At 43.1% G+C, this 14119-nt stretch carries 14 protein-coding genes and 1 pseudogene; 6 read left to right on the top strand and 9 right to left on the bottom strand.

What is annotated here, in order from left to right:
• Positions 1–101: 101 nt before the first annotated feature.
• From PNC201_RS18525 to PNC201_RS18515, 3 genes are all read left to right on the top strand, one after another.
• On the top strand, positions 102–1328 hold the full coding sequence (locus PNC201_RS18525; RefSeq protein ID WP_102057966.1) for an MFS transporter: 1227 nt from the start codon (positions 102–104) through the stop codon (positions 1326–1328).
• Positions 1329–1511: 183 nt separating this feature from the next.
• Positions 1512–3902 carry a TonB-dependent receptor domain-containing protein gene (locus tag PNC201_RS18520; RefSeq protein ID WP_102057965.1) on the top strand — a complete coding sequence of 797 codons (2391 nt, stop codon included), beginning with the start codon at positions 1512–1514 and terminating at the stop codon, positions 3900–3902.
• Positions 3903–3917: 15 nt separating this feature from the next.
• A complete protein-coding gene (locus PNC201_RS18515) occupies positions 3918–4889 on the top strand; it encodes a carbohydrate kinase family protein (protein WP_102057964.1) in 972 nt (323 codons plus the stop codon).
• Between the two features lie 51 nt (positions 4890–4940).
• On the opposite strand, the gene PNC201_RS18510 is transcribed toward PNC201_RS18515, so the two are convergent.
• Positions 4941–5312 carry a hypothetical protein gene (locus PNC201_RS18510; protein ID WP_010605294.1) on the bottom strand — a complete coding sequence of 124 codons (372 nt, stop codon included), beginning with the start codon at positions 5310–5312 and terminating at the stop codon, positions 4941–4943.
• A gap of 37 nt (positions 5313–5349) precedes the next feature.
• Positions 5350–5718 carry a hypothetical protein gene (locus tag PNC201_RS18505; protein WP_102057963.1) on the bottom strand — a complete coding sequence of 123 codons (369 nt, stop codon included), beginning with the start codon at positions 5716–5718 and terminating at the stop codon, positions 5350–5352.
• Positions 5719–6129: 411 nt separating this feature from the next.
• Here PNC201_RS18505 and PNC201_RS18500 point away from each other — a divergent pair, with 411 nt between their 5' ends.
• Both PNC201_RS18500 and PNC201_RS18495 read left to right on the top strand, forming a co-directional pair.
• Positions 6130–6981 carry an EamA family transporter gene (locus PNC201_RS18500; protein ID WP_102057962.1) on the top strand — a complete coding sequence of 284 codons (852 nt, stop codon included), beginning with the start codon at positions 6130–6132 and terminating at the stop codon, positions 6979–6981.
• Positions 6978–7919 carry a bile acid:sodium symporter family protein gene (locus PNC201_RS18495; RefSeq protein ID WP_102057961.1) on the top strand — a complete coding sequence of 314 codons (942 nt, stop codon included), beginning with the start codon at positions 6978–6980 and terminating at the stop codon, positions 7917–7919. The genes PNC201_RS18500 and PNC201_RS18495 overlap by 4 nt, the downstream gene beginning before the upstream one ends.
• A 9-nt stretch (positions 7920–7928) precedes the next feature.
• On the opposite strand, the gene PNC201_RS18490 is transcribed toward PNC201_RS18495, so the two are convergent.
• From PNC201_RS18490 to PNC201_RS18465, 6 genes are read right to left on the bottom strand one after another with little or no spacing between them, the layout of a single operon-like run.
• Positions 7929–8372 (bottom strand): GNAT family N-acetyltransferase, encoded by a 444-nt coding sequence (locus tag PNC201_RS18490; protein ID WP_102057960.1) that lies wholly within the window; start codon positions 8370–8372, stop codon positions 7929–7931.
• On the bottom strand, positions 8369–9400 hold the full coding sequence (locus PNC201_RS18485; protein WP_233525280.1) for a S66 family peptidase: 1032 nt from the start codon (positions 9398–9400) through the stop codon (positions 8369–8371). The genes PNC201_RS18490 and PNC201_RS18485 overlap by 4 nt, the downstream gene beginning before the upstream one ends.
• Before the next feature lie 20 nt (positions 9401–9420).
• The gene (locus PNC201_RS18480; RefSeq protein WP_199539717.1) at positions 9421–10791 is read right to left on the bottom strand and encodes a TrkH family potassium uptake protein; all 1371 of its coding nucleotides are present in this window, start codon (positions 10789–10791) and stop codon (positions 9421–9423) included.
• Positions 10791–11447 (bottom strand): potassium channel family protein, encoded by a 657-nt coding sequence (locus PNC201_RS18475; protein WP_102057958.1) that lies wholly within the window; start codon positions 11445–11447, stop codon positions 10791–10793. Before PNC201_RS18475 ends, PNC201_RS18480 begins: the two co-directional genes overlap by 1 nt.
• Before the next feature lie 20 nt (positions 11448–11467).
• A complete protein-coding gene (locus PNC201_RS18470) occupies positions 11468–12169 on the bottom strand; it encodes a response regulator (protein WP_010605286.1) in 702 nt (233 codons plus the stop codon).
• Positions 12169–13203 (bottom strand): sensor histidine kinase, encoded by a 1035-nt coding sequence (locus PNC201_RS18465; RefSeq protein WP_010605285.1) that lies wholly within the window; start codon positions 13201–13203, stop codon positions 12169–12171. The genes PNC201_RS18470 and PNC201_RS18465 overlap by 1 nt, the downstream gene beginning before the upstream one ends.
• Before the next feature lie 122 nt (positions 13204–13325).
• Here PNC201_RS18465 and PNC201_RS23535 point away from each other — a divergent pair.
• Positions 13326–13421 (top strand): annotated as a pseudogene (locus PNC201_RS23535) (transposase); the annotation flags it as partial.
• Positions 13422–13453: 32 nt separating this feature from the next.
• Here the strand turns inward: PNC201_RS23535 and PNC201_RS18455 are convergent.
• Positions 13454–14035 carry a DUF6988 family protein gene (locus PNC201_RS18455; protein WP_233525279.1) on the bottom strand — a complete coding sequence of 194 codons (582 nt, stop codon included), beginning with the start codon at positions 14033–14035 and terminating at the stop codon, positions 13454–13456.
• Positions 14036–14119 lie beyond the last annotated feature (84 nt).

The following is a 14119-nucleotide window of genomic DNA, read 5'->3' as shown; positions in this document are numbered from 1 at the left end:
GTTCTACTAAAAATAATTCGCTTAATGCAGATTAGTATTACACTCAGTCTTATGTAAAGAAGTAGACCAGCTACATAACAAAGCCCTTCAAGAGGTGAACAATGAGCAGCAAGTCAAATCACACTCAGCTCAACACATTGCGCTGGTTAACTTATATGATGTTTTTGATGTTTGCGATGACATCAGACGCCGTTGGCGTGATCATTCCAACACTGATCAGCGAATATCAACTTAGCATGACCCAAGCCAGCGCCTTTCACTATGCGCCAATGATTTTAATTGCCTTTAGCGGCTTATGTTTAGGATTTTTGGCAGATAAAATAGGTCGTAAGCTCACGGTGTTAATTGGCCTCATGCTATTTTCATCCGCATGTTTCTTGTTCGCACTGGGTGAAACTTTCACCATGTTTTTAATGCTTTTATGTGTGATTGGATTAGCCATTGGCCTATTTAAAACAGGGGCCCTCGCTCTTCTAGGCGACATTTCTGACGGCGCACAAGAACATACTCAAACCATGAATAAAGTCGAAGGCTTCTTTGCCATCGGCGCGATAATTGGCCCTGCAATTGTCAGTTATCTATTGATACAGGGGGTGAGTTGGACCTATCTTTATGTGCTTGCTGGTGGGCTGTGCTTAATACTCAGTATCGTGACTTTAAGCACTGAGTTTCCCAAGTTTAATACCGCTCATGCACAAAACAATGCGGGCCTCTCACACACAGCAGCGATGCTCAAGAACAAATATGCACTTGGCTTTTCCCTCGCCATAGCACTCTACGTTGCAACTGAAGTCGCAATTTATGTCTGGATGCCCACTTTATTACAGGATTACCAAGGTGATTTAACTTGGCTTGCAACTTATGCCCTCACCATCTTTTTTATTTTACGTGCAGTAGGTCGCTTTATGGCTGTATGGTTACTCGCTAAGTACCGTTGGCAAAGCGTAATGCTAGCGCTGAGCTTTGCTATATTTGTATGCTATTTTTTGACTTATCTTTATGGTGTTAATGCCGCTATCTATACGCTCCCGCTAAGTGGTTTATTTATGTCTATGATTTACCCAACATTAAACTCAAAAGGGATCTCCTGTTTTGACAAAACTCAGCATGGCTCTGTTGCTGGTGTGATGTTGTTCTTCACCGCGCTTTCAGCTGCGCTAGCACCACTTCTGATGGGCATGGTGAGCGATTACTTTGGCCATGTTAGCTATGGCTTTGTACTTGCGACTGGGTTTGCATTTTTACTCTTTGCGGCCATGCTGTACAACTGGTTAAAGGACCCTGCCCGCTTACTATTGAGCAAAAACGCTAAGTTGCAGCGAGTGTAACCCCTCCAACCACAAATTTTTCACGGGTTAAAATTCATAAAAACCAAAGCATTAAAATTTTGTTTGAATTATTGATTAATTTTTAATTGCAACCAAATTAAATTGTGCTAAAAATAAACTTAATCGATTAAGTTTATTTTTAATAGACCGCACGAGTTTGACAACGATAACAAGAGGCAAATGATGACAACAATCAAAACCACCCTATTTACACTCAGCGCACTCACGCTTGCAATCTCTCACTCGGCGGCCGCTGAAGAAAAAGCACACACTACGCCTGCCGATGGCTTCGAGAAAATAGTCGTAACGGGTGTACCAAAGCGAACAACCATTATGGCATCGAGTGTTTCTGTTAGCAGCATAGGACTGGAACAAATCTCTGTTGCAATCCCCAGAACTACCGCTGAAGCATTCAAACTAATTCCTGGTGTAAGGTCTGAATCAACCGGTGGTGAAGGTAATGCAAATATCGCTGTACGTGGTCTTCCTGTCGCATCCGGTGGCGCTAAATTTTTGCAGTTACAAGAAGATGGCTTGCCTATTTTGCAGTTTGGTGACATTGCTTTTGGTAACGCCGATATTTTTATGCGCCTTGATAATACCGTGGAGTCAATCGAGTCTATTCGTGGTGGCTCGGCTTCGACTGCCGCCAGCGACGCTCCCGGAGGCATTATTAACTTGATTTCAAAAACGGGTGAAAATGAGTCAGGCAGTGTTGCCACCACGTTTGGTGTAGATTATGACGAGTTTAGAACTGATTTTGAGTATGGGAGTTATTTAAGTGACAACATAAAATTTCATATTGGTGGCTTTGTGCGCCAAGGTGAAGGCCCACGTGACACCGGCTATACCGCAAATAAAGGCGGCCAACTCAAAGCCAATATCACCAAGGAATTTGAAAGTGGCTACGTTCGTTTGTATATAAAACACCTTGATGATAAAACAGCAGGCTACCTTCCTATGCCAATGTATTCTAATGGCGACTCCATCAGCGGCTTTGATGTACTGTCAGATACACCTCACTCTGTTTATTTCACCGCCACGCAAGGCTTAGGTGGTAACAATCAAATTCGTCAAGGGGATATGCGAGACGGAATGCACCCTGTTGTTGATAGTATCGGCTTTGAAGCAAATTTCAAACTAGGTAATGACTGGCAAATCGAAAACAGGTCCAGAAAGTCGAGTATCTCAGGCACATTTATGTCGCCTTTCCCTGCTGAGGTCGCTAATAGCCAAGCAATTGCCGAGAGCATAGCCGGTACCGGTGCAACACTCACCTTTGCCAACGGACCAAAAACGGATCAAGCGTTCAATCAAGCACTACTAATGCGCGTTCATACCTTCGAAGTGGAAATGAATGATTTCGACAACATCATGAATGACCTAAAGCTCACCAAGTCATTTGGTACTGACACGTCACTCACCTTCGGCTACTTCATGTCATCGCAAAATATCAATATGTCTTGGTTATGGAATTCATACTTGCTCGAGGTTAAAGGAGATAACGCAGCGCTTGTCAACGTGGCCGCTGCGGATGGCACTGCATATTCTGAAAACGGATTATATGCCTACGGTACGCCCTATTGGGGAAATTGCTGCCAGCGCAACTACGACACTGAATACGATACTCGTGCCCCATATATCGCCTTTTCAACAAAGCTCGGCGATATTTCAGTTGATGCGAGTGTGCGTCATGATTCAGGTAAAGCGACAGGTACATTTGCAGGTGCTGTAACATCTCGTGTAGATATCAACCGTGATGGCACTATTTCGAAGCCAGAGGAGCAAGTTGCAGCCATCGATCTCGCTAACCCCAATGTAGTTAATTACGATTGGAGTTACACAAGTTACTCTGTCGGCGCAAACTACCAAATGACCTCAAGCAGCGCCATATTCGGCAGATTTAGTGAGGGCGGTCGTGCAAATGCAGACAGACTATTGTTCGGTAAAGTGAATATTGATGGCAGTGTTGCTGATGAAGACGCTGTGGATGAAGTGACACAATATGAATTTGGTATCAAACAAAAGTTTGAACAAGGTCGTCTATTTGCAACTTTATTTTACGCCGAAACAGAAGAGCAAAACTTTGAGGCAACCAGCCAAAAGTTCTTTGACAGGCAATACGAAGCACAAGGTATTGAACTTGAAGGTGTCTATTTTATTGGCTCCTTCGACTTACGAGGTAGCTTAACTTGGACCGATGCTGAAATCGCAAAAGATGCACTCACTCCCGAAGTCGAGGGTAACACGCCAAGACGGCAAGCTGACTTTGTTTATTCCTTATTGGGTAAATATAACTTCGATCAAGGTGCTATCGGTTTAAGCCTAATCGGCACCACTGACGCGTACGCACAAGACAACAACGAGTTAAAATTTGACGGTTACACTCAGGTCAACGCGTTTGCAAGTTATGATCTGACTGAACGCTTCAATATCGCGTTAAACGTAAACAATCTCTTTGATACCACTGGATTAACAGAAGCCGAGGAAGGTGTAATTCCAACTAACAATATTATTCGCGCTCGCAGTATTAACGGCAGAACTACGTCTGTCACTTTAAAATACCGTTTCTAATTAGGGGTAGTAGTTATGCAATTAACATGTTTTGGCGAGATGCTTATCGATTTGTTACCTACCGGCGACGGTAGCTTTAAACCTATTGCTGGCGGCGCTCCAGCGAATGTGGCGGTAGGCTTTGCTAAACTTGGTGGCAGTGCTCGGTTTGTGGGAGGTTTTGCTGAAGATCCCTTTTCGCTGCAATTAAAATCAACCTTGGCGCTATATGCTGTTGGAACCGAATATTGTGTATCCATAAAAGGAGCGCAAACCGCCTTGGCTATCGTCCACCTAGACGCTCAAGGAGAACGAAGCTTTTCGTTTTACCGCAACAGTACCGCTGATATTGCAATCCGCCCAAAAGACTTTGAGCATTTGCAATGGCCAGATCACGGGATATTTCATTTTTGCTCCAACACGCTTACCGATGCAGAAGTGACAAGTACCACCATGGCGTTATTAAAGTCTGCTGCGGCTCATAATCAATTAATTTCATTTGATGTTAACCTGCGCTTGAATCTATGGCAGGACTTATCTTGCTTATCCGAACGTATAGAGGCTTGCTACCCCTATGTCGACATATTAAAAGTAAGTAAAGATGAGCTGAGATATCTTGCTGAAGAAAAGAACATGAGAGAGGCTAGCTATTTAGATTGGTTACTCAGTGTCGGCGTACAAGCGGTGATCTCAAGCGATGGGCCAAACCCTTGCAGTGTATTAACAGCTAAAGACTTTTATTCCGTCGCCTCTCCTACTATTGATGCGGTTGATACAACCGGCGCTGGGGATAGCTTAATGGCAGGGTTTCTATTTCAACTCAGCCAACATGGGATCTCAAAAGATACACTAGTGCAAAACTTCCCAACCGTAAAAAAGGCACTTAGCTTTGCTGTGAAATGTGGTGCGTTTACTTGTGAACACAAAGGTGTCATGCCCTTTATGCCAACGCTTATAGATGTGTCTGAACGGTTTTCTTCCTTCAACCCTGAGGCTTTGTTAGGTTAATACCTAAAGCGGGAAAAGGCTTTCCCGCTGTTTTATTATAAAAGTCGAGACTTAGAACCCGGTTTCATAATCAATATGAGCAGAGTTTGTCGTCTCGTATGTACCATCAGTATAAAGAATAGTTGCAGTCGCATTGTACTGACGATAAGCACGAATGGTCATGTTACACGTCGTACCACCGCTGCAGCTCGCATCACCATTCCAAATTACTTTACTAATCGCTTTAGTGGCATTTGCGATATAGAACTTACCAGAAGTTGAATTACCGAAAGAAAAATCAATTCCAGAACAATAGCTAGTATTGTTACCCCACACATTACCGCCTGATTTCACGTTCAAAGAGCATTTTAAATCTGCCGCTTGCGAACTAAAAGACAGGCCACCTAGTACAACCAATACTGAAGCAATTAATGTTGATTTCATTATTATTTCCTTTGATTAAGAATAAGTTAAGTAATTTTTAGTGACCAGTTTCATACGAGATACGTGATACATTCGTTTCTTCGTATGTGCCATCTTTGTATAAGATAGTCGCCGTTGCTGTATGTGTTTGATACGCATAAACAGTAAGTGCACATTCAACACCTCCGGAGCAGTTTGCATCACCATTCCAAATCACTTTGTTAATCGGCTTGCTGATATTTGTTAAGTAAAATTTACCTGTAGTTGAGTTGCCAAATGAGAAGTCCATACCAAAGCAGGTTTGTCCGTTACCGATGACGTTGCCACCTCTTTTCACTTGTAGGTCGCAATTCAACTCTGTTGCGCCAACGCTGCAGGTACCAACTAGTGCAATAGCTGCAAGTATCTTAGTTATTTTTTGTTTCATCTTGCTCTCCTTATATTTATTATGTTAACAACCAAGAAACCTTGGTTAAAAAATAAACTACACAATAAAAATAAAAAATTCAATTATTTTAACCCAATAAAAACATAAAATTCACAATAAGTTCAGAAGGCCATGTTCATTCGACTTGATGGCAAGGGATTTAAACGCTGAGAGTCAGCTGTAGAGATTATCGAAATAATAGACTAAATAAAAAAAGGCCGCAGCGGCGGCCAAACACATCATGGGTAAAACAATGAAGGGATGTAAGTGTGAATACACAGGCCATTCTATGCGAATAACCATAAATTAAAATCACATTATAAAGATTGTTATCATCGCTTTTTTCGAACAGTCAATTTTCTACGACACTCGTGATACAATTGCGGGATTAAAAATTACAACTAATTAACCATGCCATTACTTTGGATTGTTACTTTACTTTGGGCGTTCTCGTTTTCTTTAATTGGTGTCTATTTGGCAGGCCAAGTCGATGCTTGGTTTAGCGCTTTATCTAGAACCTTGCTTGCTGCAATTGTGTTTATTCCATTTTTGAAATTGAACTCAGTGAATAAAGAGTTGATAATCAAGCTGATGGCAATCGGTGCAGTGCAGATTGGTCTGATGTATGGCTTTTACTATCACTCTTTTTTATACCTAAGCGTACCTGAAGTGTTGCTATTCACTGTGATGACACCCATCTATATTACTGCACTCAATGACTTACTAAACCGCTCGTTCAATGCCACCTTTTTGCTGTCTGCACTCATAGCTATCATTGGTGCAATCACCATTAGATATACAGAGCTTACTAGCGATTACCTTTTTGGCTTGCTACTAGTGCAAGGCGCAAACCTTTGCTTTGCGATAGGCCAAGTAAGTTACAAACGCTTAAGTAACCATTACCAGCTGGTACACCACCAAAGCTTCGGCTTTTTCTTTATTGGTGCGTCTCTAGTGCTCGCCATTGGATTTATATTATTCGGTAATCCCCAGCAACTCCCAAGTACTAATCTACAATGGGAAATACTCATTTATTTAGGCTTGATTGCTTCAGGCGTAGGATATTACGTCTGGAACTTAGGACTGACCCGCGTCTCGGTGGGTGAACTCGCGGTAATGAACAATGTGCTGATCCCAGCTGGGATCATTGTCAATTTGCTGATTTGGAACCGAGAAGCTGACCTCGTTCGCCTTGGTATTGGTAGTGCTATTATTTTTGCAGCCCTTCTGTACAGCAAACTCGGAACTAAAGGCGAAAAATGAGTAGAATAGTACAGCTCTTTCCAATCTGGGCCGTTATTTGCTCAATAGTTGCCTATCTTTTTCCAACTCTATTTAGCGCGTTTAAAGGCGGTATTATTCCGTTATTAATGTTGATCATGCTCACAATGGGTTTAACCCTCACTACAAAAGACTTTTTACGCGTGCTTGACAACAAAAAAGCCATTTGCGTTAGTGTACTGCTTCAATTTACCGTAATGCCGAGTGTTGCCTACTTGATTGCAACCACCATGAGCTTAGAAACTGACTTATTAATTGGTATGATTTTAGTGGGCACGGTTGCAGGCGGCACGGCAAGTAACGTTTTGTGTTATCTCGCCAAGGGAGATGTCGCGTTATCGATTTCTATGACCGCGATTAGTACTTTACTCGGCGTGTTCTTAACGCCACTGATTACCACATTGATGATAGGCCAGGTGGTTGATATTCAGTTTTCTGATATGTTGACGAGCCTGCTAAAAATTGTGCTACTTCCGGTGGCTGTGGGCGTTGCTTTCAATACCTTGTTTGCCAAACCACTAGCGCACTCTGTTATCAAAACAACTCCGATACTGCCTTTACTTTCAATGCTCTCAATCGTTTTTATCATTGCAGTGATCGTTGCTCTTAATCAACCTAAACTTCAAAGCATCGGGCTCGTTATGCTGGTTGCAGTGATCCTGCACAATACTACAGGGCTACTTTTGGGCTATTTCATTCCGAAACGGCTCGGTTTTGACGAGAAGGTATGTCGCACCATGGCCTTTGAGGTGGGCATGCAAAACTCGGGGCTTGCTGTTGCGCTTGCCATGAAGTTTTTTACTCCTGCGGCGGCCGTAGCAGGTACCCTATTTTCTATTTGGCATAATGTCAGCGGCTCGATATTAGCTGGAATATGGAGACGAAGCGCCACCAGCTCATCTGATAACAATAAAGCCTAATATCAAAGGTTAGGCTTTTTGTAATTGCTTATAAAAGTGAATTTTGCAATCCGATGAGCCGTTGATTTGTTCACAATTTACAATCTGGTAATCGCGGCTTATTAACATCAATAGCATGTTTTTGAATAGGTTTCTCGACTTTACTCTAATGGCACCATAGCCTTGCGCTTTGCACCAAGTTTCTTGCATCACCAACAGCTGCTTGGCAATACCTTTGCCGCGATATTCGGGGATGACCGCGCCTAACCAGCTATAAAACTCGTTGTTTGGCAGTTCGTGACCTAGCTTATACCCTACAGGCTTGCCTTGAGCGTACGCCACCAGCAATAAATATTGTTTATCTCGCAGTTTGTCTCCAACTTCCTCACCCTTTCTTGGCGTGGCAAATTCAGGAATTTGGTTTTCTATCGCAAGGAGGTCATCTATCGAGCCGACTTTATATTCTAGATTCATATTAATGTCTGTGTAATTGAAAAGGTATCGCCAACAGTCACTTCGGCATAAGCGCCGTTAATCAGCGTTAAATTCGGCGCTTGATGGCCTATATCCACATCGTATAGCACAGGGAAATCGCAACCAGTAAAGACTTTTTTCAATGCATCTAGGTGCGTCCAGTCGCTATCTTTTGCTAGCGGCTCTGGATTTCGACCAATCAAAGCTCCAGCGACTTTCGAAAACCAGCCCCGTAATTTAATACTTTGCAGTGCACGATAGTACGCCGCTGGCGGCATTTCGCCATTTTCAAAATATAAGATAATCGACTCATCAGGGTGCGCCTGTGAAAAAGCGTCCAGATCAAAATATTCCGTACCAGCCAATAACATGTGAATATCCAAACAGCCGCCTAATAATCGACCAGCAAACTGCTGCCGGTGATTGCCATTGGCCAAAATACGCCATTGAGTGCTCGCGGACAAGTTAAATCCAGCATCGGGAAAATCAACAAAATTGAGTGGCTCAGCTTCAAAATGTGTCGAGGGAAACTGCGTAAAAGAGTCCTTAGGCGCGCGCCTCAAATGGTTAAAAAGTCCAACCGTTAAAGGGTCTTGTTGATGGGCATTTAATTGCATAAGGTTAGTTGCATGCACGCTTGCCCAGCCTAGTTTGCAAGTCACTGCGCTCAGCAAAGTGCTGACATCAGAGAAACCGATGAGCCATTTTGGCGGAGCATGCGCCAACTTTTCCCAATTAAGTAATGTCAGTAAATCCATTGCAATTGCACCGCCCCATGGCGGCATAATCGCGTCTATTGTGTCGTCGAGTAAGTATCCCATAAGCTCATTAGCACGGGTTTTGACATCCGCGCTAACGTAGTTGTGGTTATCGCGCAGGCATTCACCAACCACGAGTTCAAAACCTTGTTGCGTTAGATAATCCAAAGCGCTGTCTAGTCTCGCGTGCATAGCAGCAGGTACGCCCGCTGAGAATGCCGTGATCGCAATTTTACTGCCCGCTTTCAACGGATTGGGATACTTCATCATGATTTCCGTTATTTTTTTGCTTATCCTACCTGAATTTCCGCTTTTGCATACTTTAAATTCTCCCGTTTCGGGCGAGCGATCAAGTATAGAAAGGTTAACGGCCCCAAGCGTCCAATCAGCATTAAAAAGATGATTACCGCTTCACCGGGTGAAGACAATGAGCCGGTGATCCCTCGAGACAAGCCAACCGTGCCTAATGCCGACACTGCTTCAAACGTGATATCCGTTAAATTTGCCTTCTCGGTGATCGTTAAAATAAGGGTTGCGAGCATCACGGTAAAAAAGTAAACCACGGTGAGACTAAGCGCCTTAAATACCGTTTCAGGCGAGATCTGTCTGTGTCCGATAGCGACTTGATCTCTGCGTCTTAGATAAGCGTAAGTTGCCATTAATAGCACCACAACCGTGGTTATTTTAAGACCACTGGCCGTACTCATAGAGCCGCCTCCTATTATCATTAACCAAATGGTCAACACGGTACTTTCGTCATTCACCAGCGCAAAGTCGATACTGTTAAAGCCCGCTGTTCGTGGCGTCACAGCTTGCATCCAGGCGGTGATCACTTGCTCAGACACCGGCAAATTTCCAAGGGTCTCTGGGTTATTTGCTTCAAAAAGCCAAAATAAGCTAAATGCCAGCACATTTAACACCGCTGTTGCTATCAAGACTAACTTAGTGGCAGATCCAAACCGGCTCCAACGGCGTCTTTTTACTATATCCATCAACACCACAAATCCAAGTCCGCCAATCACAAATAATCCCGATATCACAAAATTAACGACCCAATCACCACGAAAACTGGTTAGGCTGTCCTCATGCAATGCAAATCCCGCATTGTTAAAAGCCGAAATAGTGTAGAAGAAGCTTTGCATTATCGCATCACCAAGCGGTAGCGTTTGATACCAATGGGCAAGCAAAATGGTAAACCCTATAGATTCGATGATCAGTGCATAAACTAACACGCATTTGGCTGTATCAACCAACTGATCAAATCGAGCTATGCCAAAGCTTTCTTTTGCGATAAGTTGTTTACTAATGTCCATTTGCTGCCCCATCCCCCGCAGCACCACAACCGTAATGGTCATAAAACCAAGTCCACCGATTTGAATAAGACTAGCAATAACGAGATGGCCAAAGGTCGTAAAATCATTTGGCGTACTCAATACGGCAAGTCCTGTTACCGTTACCGCGGAAGTTGCTGTAAATAACGCTTGCATCACTTTGATGTCTTGGGTGTGTGCTATCGGTAGCAACAGCAACATAGTACCTAAAGCTATCAGCCCACAAAACCCAATAAACAGAACTGCTGGGGGGCTTAACCTAAGCGGCTTTTTGCGGGCTTTGGGCTGGCTACTTGGATAGGGATAATAATGGGGACTCCATGTTTTCATTACGCCCCCAGTTTTAGCGCGATAGAATTTAACGCTTTTAACTGACCGCTGAGGATCACTTTATCATCTTCGTTGATCAAAAATGACTCTGCCGGATTGGTATAACACGCTTTGCCGCGCTGTACTAACACAGCCTTGATTTCGCCCTTTGCACGCTTTAATAGCGTCGCCAAAGACTGTCCGCAGCTTAATTTATTCACGATGACTTCCACCATGTAAAAGCCATGCCCCAACTGCATATATTGATTCACCATGGGGTAATTCAGTGTTTGTGCGACCCTGATCCCCATTTCTTCTTCAGGGCGGATCACGCGTGTTACGCCTAAGCGGGATAAAATTGTATGATGCGCTTCTGAGCTGGCCTTAACCCAAATTTGCTCAACGCCTAAGTTCTTTAACGACAGTACACATAAAATGCTCGATTCTAGGTTTTCACCTATGGCGACCAATACCGCTTTGCTTCTCGTAATATCTAGTTGGCGTAATGCCGTTTCATCGGTCGCGTCTAAAGAGGTGGCATAATCAATATGCTCAACAACTTGGTTCACCACACGTTCGCGACTATCTACCCCTATCACTTTGTTTCCAAGCCGCTTTAATTCCAAACAAGCCGCAAAACCAAATCGACCTAAACCAATAACTACAAATTGTGCCATAACAACCTCTATATACCCCGTTATGAGAAATGCTTATTGAGCGGTAAAAGTAAAAACCGATAACCAACCCCGGGCTCAGTTTCTATGATTTTTGGTGTAGCAGCATCATCACTGAGTTTCTTACGTAACTGGCTGACCACAATCCGTAAATAGTGACTATCTTCCACATGGCTTTCGCCCCAAATTTGCTTTAATAAGGTTTGCTGACTGACTAATTCTTGTGCTCTTTGTGCAAGCATACTAAGTAGTGCAAATTCCTTTTTCGATAGTGCTAATGGTGCGTTATCCATAATGACTTGATGCTTTTGTAGATCTATCATCAACTTGCCGTAGTCAATGGCGAGCAAGCGTTTGTTCGGTACTAAATCTCGTAATAGCACTTTGACGCGCACTATTAGCTCTTTGATGCTAAAAGGCTTCGTCAGGTAGTCGTTTGCGCCGCCCTCAAGCAGTTTAATCTTCTCAGCCTCTTGATCTCGCGCAGTTAAGATCAATACAGGTAACTTGCTGGTTTCTCGGATCTTCTTCAAAATGCTATATCCATCAAAATCTGGTAGCCCGAGATCTAAGATAACTAAGTCTGGCAGCTCACCTTTTAACACCGACATGGCTTCCTTTCCGGTGCTGGCTTCCACATAATTCAGCCCTTCAGCTTTTAATGCTAAGCGGATAAAACGACGGATCTCTTCTTCATCGTCAATCAATAAAATGGTGTGAGTCATCAATGCGCCTCCTCTTTTGGCAAACTAACTTCCATTGTGCAGCCTTGCGTCGTCGGTAAAATGCGAATATCTCCGCCATGTGCACGAATAATACCTCTCGCCACACTCAGCCCTAAACCACTGCCACCGTCTTTACTGGCGCTTTGTCGAAATGAGCTAAAGGCGGTAAAGACTTCTTTTTGCCGAGCAACGGGGATCCCAGGGCCGTTATCCTGAATAAATATCAACAACGCTTGCTGCGTTTCTCCAAAGGAAATCTCAACCCGCTCTCCATCGGGACTAAAGGTGACTGCATTTTCAATTAAGTTAAACAGGGCTTGTTCAATGAGTGCAGCTTGTATCGTGAGAATTGGACTCATATTCTGTGGCATTCTCGAGACGCATGGCGCGCCTAGCCGTAAAATCACGTTATCGATCAAGACATCAATAGACGTAGGTTGCTTCAAAAGCGAAAGCTCATCCCCTTGATGCTGTAACTTGGTGGCTTGCAAGATATTTTCGATATAGCGAAACAAACGGTGGCTTTCTGATCGTGCCGACCCCAACAGCTCATTTTGCTCGTCTTGGTCTAACTTATCACGATAGGTTTCTAGCGTTTCGAGCGCTCCTATCACCGCAGCGAGCGGTGTGCGTAGATCATGAGAAACCGACAACAAGATATTGGAGCGCACATTCGCAACTAAAAGCTGCTGCTTTTGCTCTTTGATATAGCTCGATAAATAGCTGGTAGCTAATGCCACCGCGATAAATACCACTAAATTGACCACGTCTTCGGTGTTATTCATATGAAGCGTGTATCTGGGTTCTGTGATAAAAAAGTTGAACACTAGACTGCTAACAATCGCCACTCCCAGTGCCATCCAACGTTTTGCGATGAGAGAAACAACAACAACGCCCAACTGTAATACCAGCAGTACACTGATCGCCGAATGTAACAGCGAGTCTAAAGCAACGGCAAAGGCGCTGGTTAACAGCAAAACCAGAAAACTAACGAGATACTCATTCTTGGCAATAAATCCATTCTCGGAAAACATAGTAACTCCAACTTGCGCTATGTCTTTATTCTATCCTTGTCGAAATTTCGTTGCCGTATAATTTGCGTAAAATTTACTTAGCTTTAGGCTATTTAGCACAAGAGCCTGTTTATCTATCAAGTTTGTTTTTGCATGTTGATGATAAAAAGGCTAAGCGCATATCTGATAAAGCCATTGTGATACGCTGGCACAAGCTGTTCAAAAGCAACTGGATAACTTAGAAATTCATTGAAGAATGGCCGAGAGCGAGTTACAGCGCACTAATTAGATCAATACTTACTTGCATTGCTGCTTTATTCTTAGTGATTTTCCCTACATCACCAAGTGAACTAATACTCATTCGATTTGAAAAGTCTAATATAGTTTCAATTTCCGTCTCTAAGCCACTTTGTTCAAAAGCTAATGAGTACCTTTTAAGTTGCATAACACCCGTATGAGTTAAACTATTTAACCCTTTCCAGTGTTCTTCTTTAAACTGTTTTAGCTTACCTTTCAGGTTAGGATTCATTTTCTCGACATCATCAACCATCTCACCAAATTGAATATTTCGCTTCTTATTTACCGTGGATTTGACAGCGTCTTTTTGGAGCTGTTCAAGTTGTTTTTCACTGGCACACTGATATATCCATGTTGCTTTAACATTCGCTTCGAAGATCACTCTTAACAATGCTTTAGCTGAGCCGATATGACCTAGATCAACCAAATCATAAATTGCCCTTTGTGTATCAAACACCACGTAGTGATTCATTAATGCAAAGTTTTCTCTGATTGAGCCTTGGAAAGTAGTGCCATCTAATAATTCTAATACTTTTTCACCAATGGGATTTTCCAACTGAACTCCTTTACAACTTAACGCCCGAATAACAGGCTAAAAAATTCTGGCTAAAATAGCGAGGCATGAGCGGAGCCAAACTTT

It is taken from the genome of Pseudoalteromonas sp. NC201 (assembly GCF_002850255.1).
Classification (GTDB): Bacteria; Pseudomonadota; Gammaproteobacteria; order Enterobacterales; family Alteromonadaceae; genus Pseudoalteromonas.
The sequence above is the reverse complement of the archived record's forward strand: the minus strand, read 5'-3'. Positions and strand labels throughout refer to the sequence as shown.

What these genes read in the sequence shown, in the direction of transcription:
- PNC201_RS18490 (WP_102057960.1), bottom strand. Translation starts at nt 8,372, where the DNA reads ATGAATCTAGAATATAAAGTCGGCTCGATAGATGACCTCCTTGCGATA.
- PNC201_RS18515 (WP_102057964.1), top strand. Translation starts at nt 3,918, where the DNA reads ATGCAATTAACATGTTTTGGCGAGATGCTTATCGATTTGTTACCTACC.
- PNC201_RS18485 (WP_233525280.1), bottom strand. Translation starts at nt 9,400, where the DNA reads ATGATGAAGTATCCCAATCCGTTGAAAGCGGGCAGTAAAATTGCGATC.
- PNC201_RS18510 (WP_010605294.1), bottom strand. Translation starts at nt 5,312, where the DNA reads ATGAAATCAACATTAATTGCTTCAGTATTGGTTGTACTAGGTGGCCTG.
- PNC201_RS18480 (WP_199539717.1), bottom strand. Translation starts at nt 10,791, where the DNA reads ATGAAAACATGGAGTCCCCATTATTATCCCTATCCAAGTAGCCAGCCC.
- PNC201_RS18465 (WP_010605285.1), bottom strand. Translation starts at nt 13,203, where the DNA reads ATGTTTTCCGAGAATGGATTTATTGCCAAGAATGAGTATCTCGTTAGT.
- PNC201_RS18500 (WP_102057962.1), top strand. Translation starts at nt 6,130, where the DNA reads ATGCCATTACTTTGGATTGTTACTTTACTTTGGGCGTTCTCGTTTTCT.
- PNC201_RS18520 (WP_102057965.1), top strand. Translation starts at nt 1,512, where the DNA reads ATGACAACAATCAAAACCACCCTATTTACACTCAGCGCACTCACGCTT.
- PNC201_RS18470 (WP_010605286.1), bottom strand. Translation starts at nt 12,169, where the DNA reads ATGACTCACACCATTTTATTGATTGACGATGAAGAAGAGATCCGTCGT.
- PNC201_RS18505 (WP_102057963.1), bottom strand. Translation starts at nt 5,718, where the DNA reads ATGAAACAAAAAATAACTAAGATACTTGCAGCTATTGCACTAGTTGGT.
- PNC201_RS18525 (WP_102057966.1), top strand. Translation starts at nt 102, where the DNA reads ATGAGCAGCAAGTCAAATCACACTCAGCTCAACACATTGCGCTGGTTA.
- PNC201_RS18475 (WP_102057958.1), bottom strand. Translation starts at nt 11,447, where the DNA reads ATGGCACAATTTGTAGTTATTGGTTTAGGTCGATTTGGTTTTGCGGCT.
- PNC201_RS18495 (WP_102057961.1), top strand. Translation starts at nt 6,978, where the DNA reads ATGAGTAGAATAGTACAGCTCTTTCCAATCTGGGCCGTTATTTGCTCA.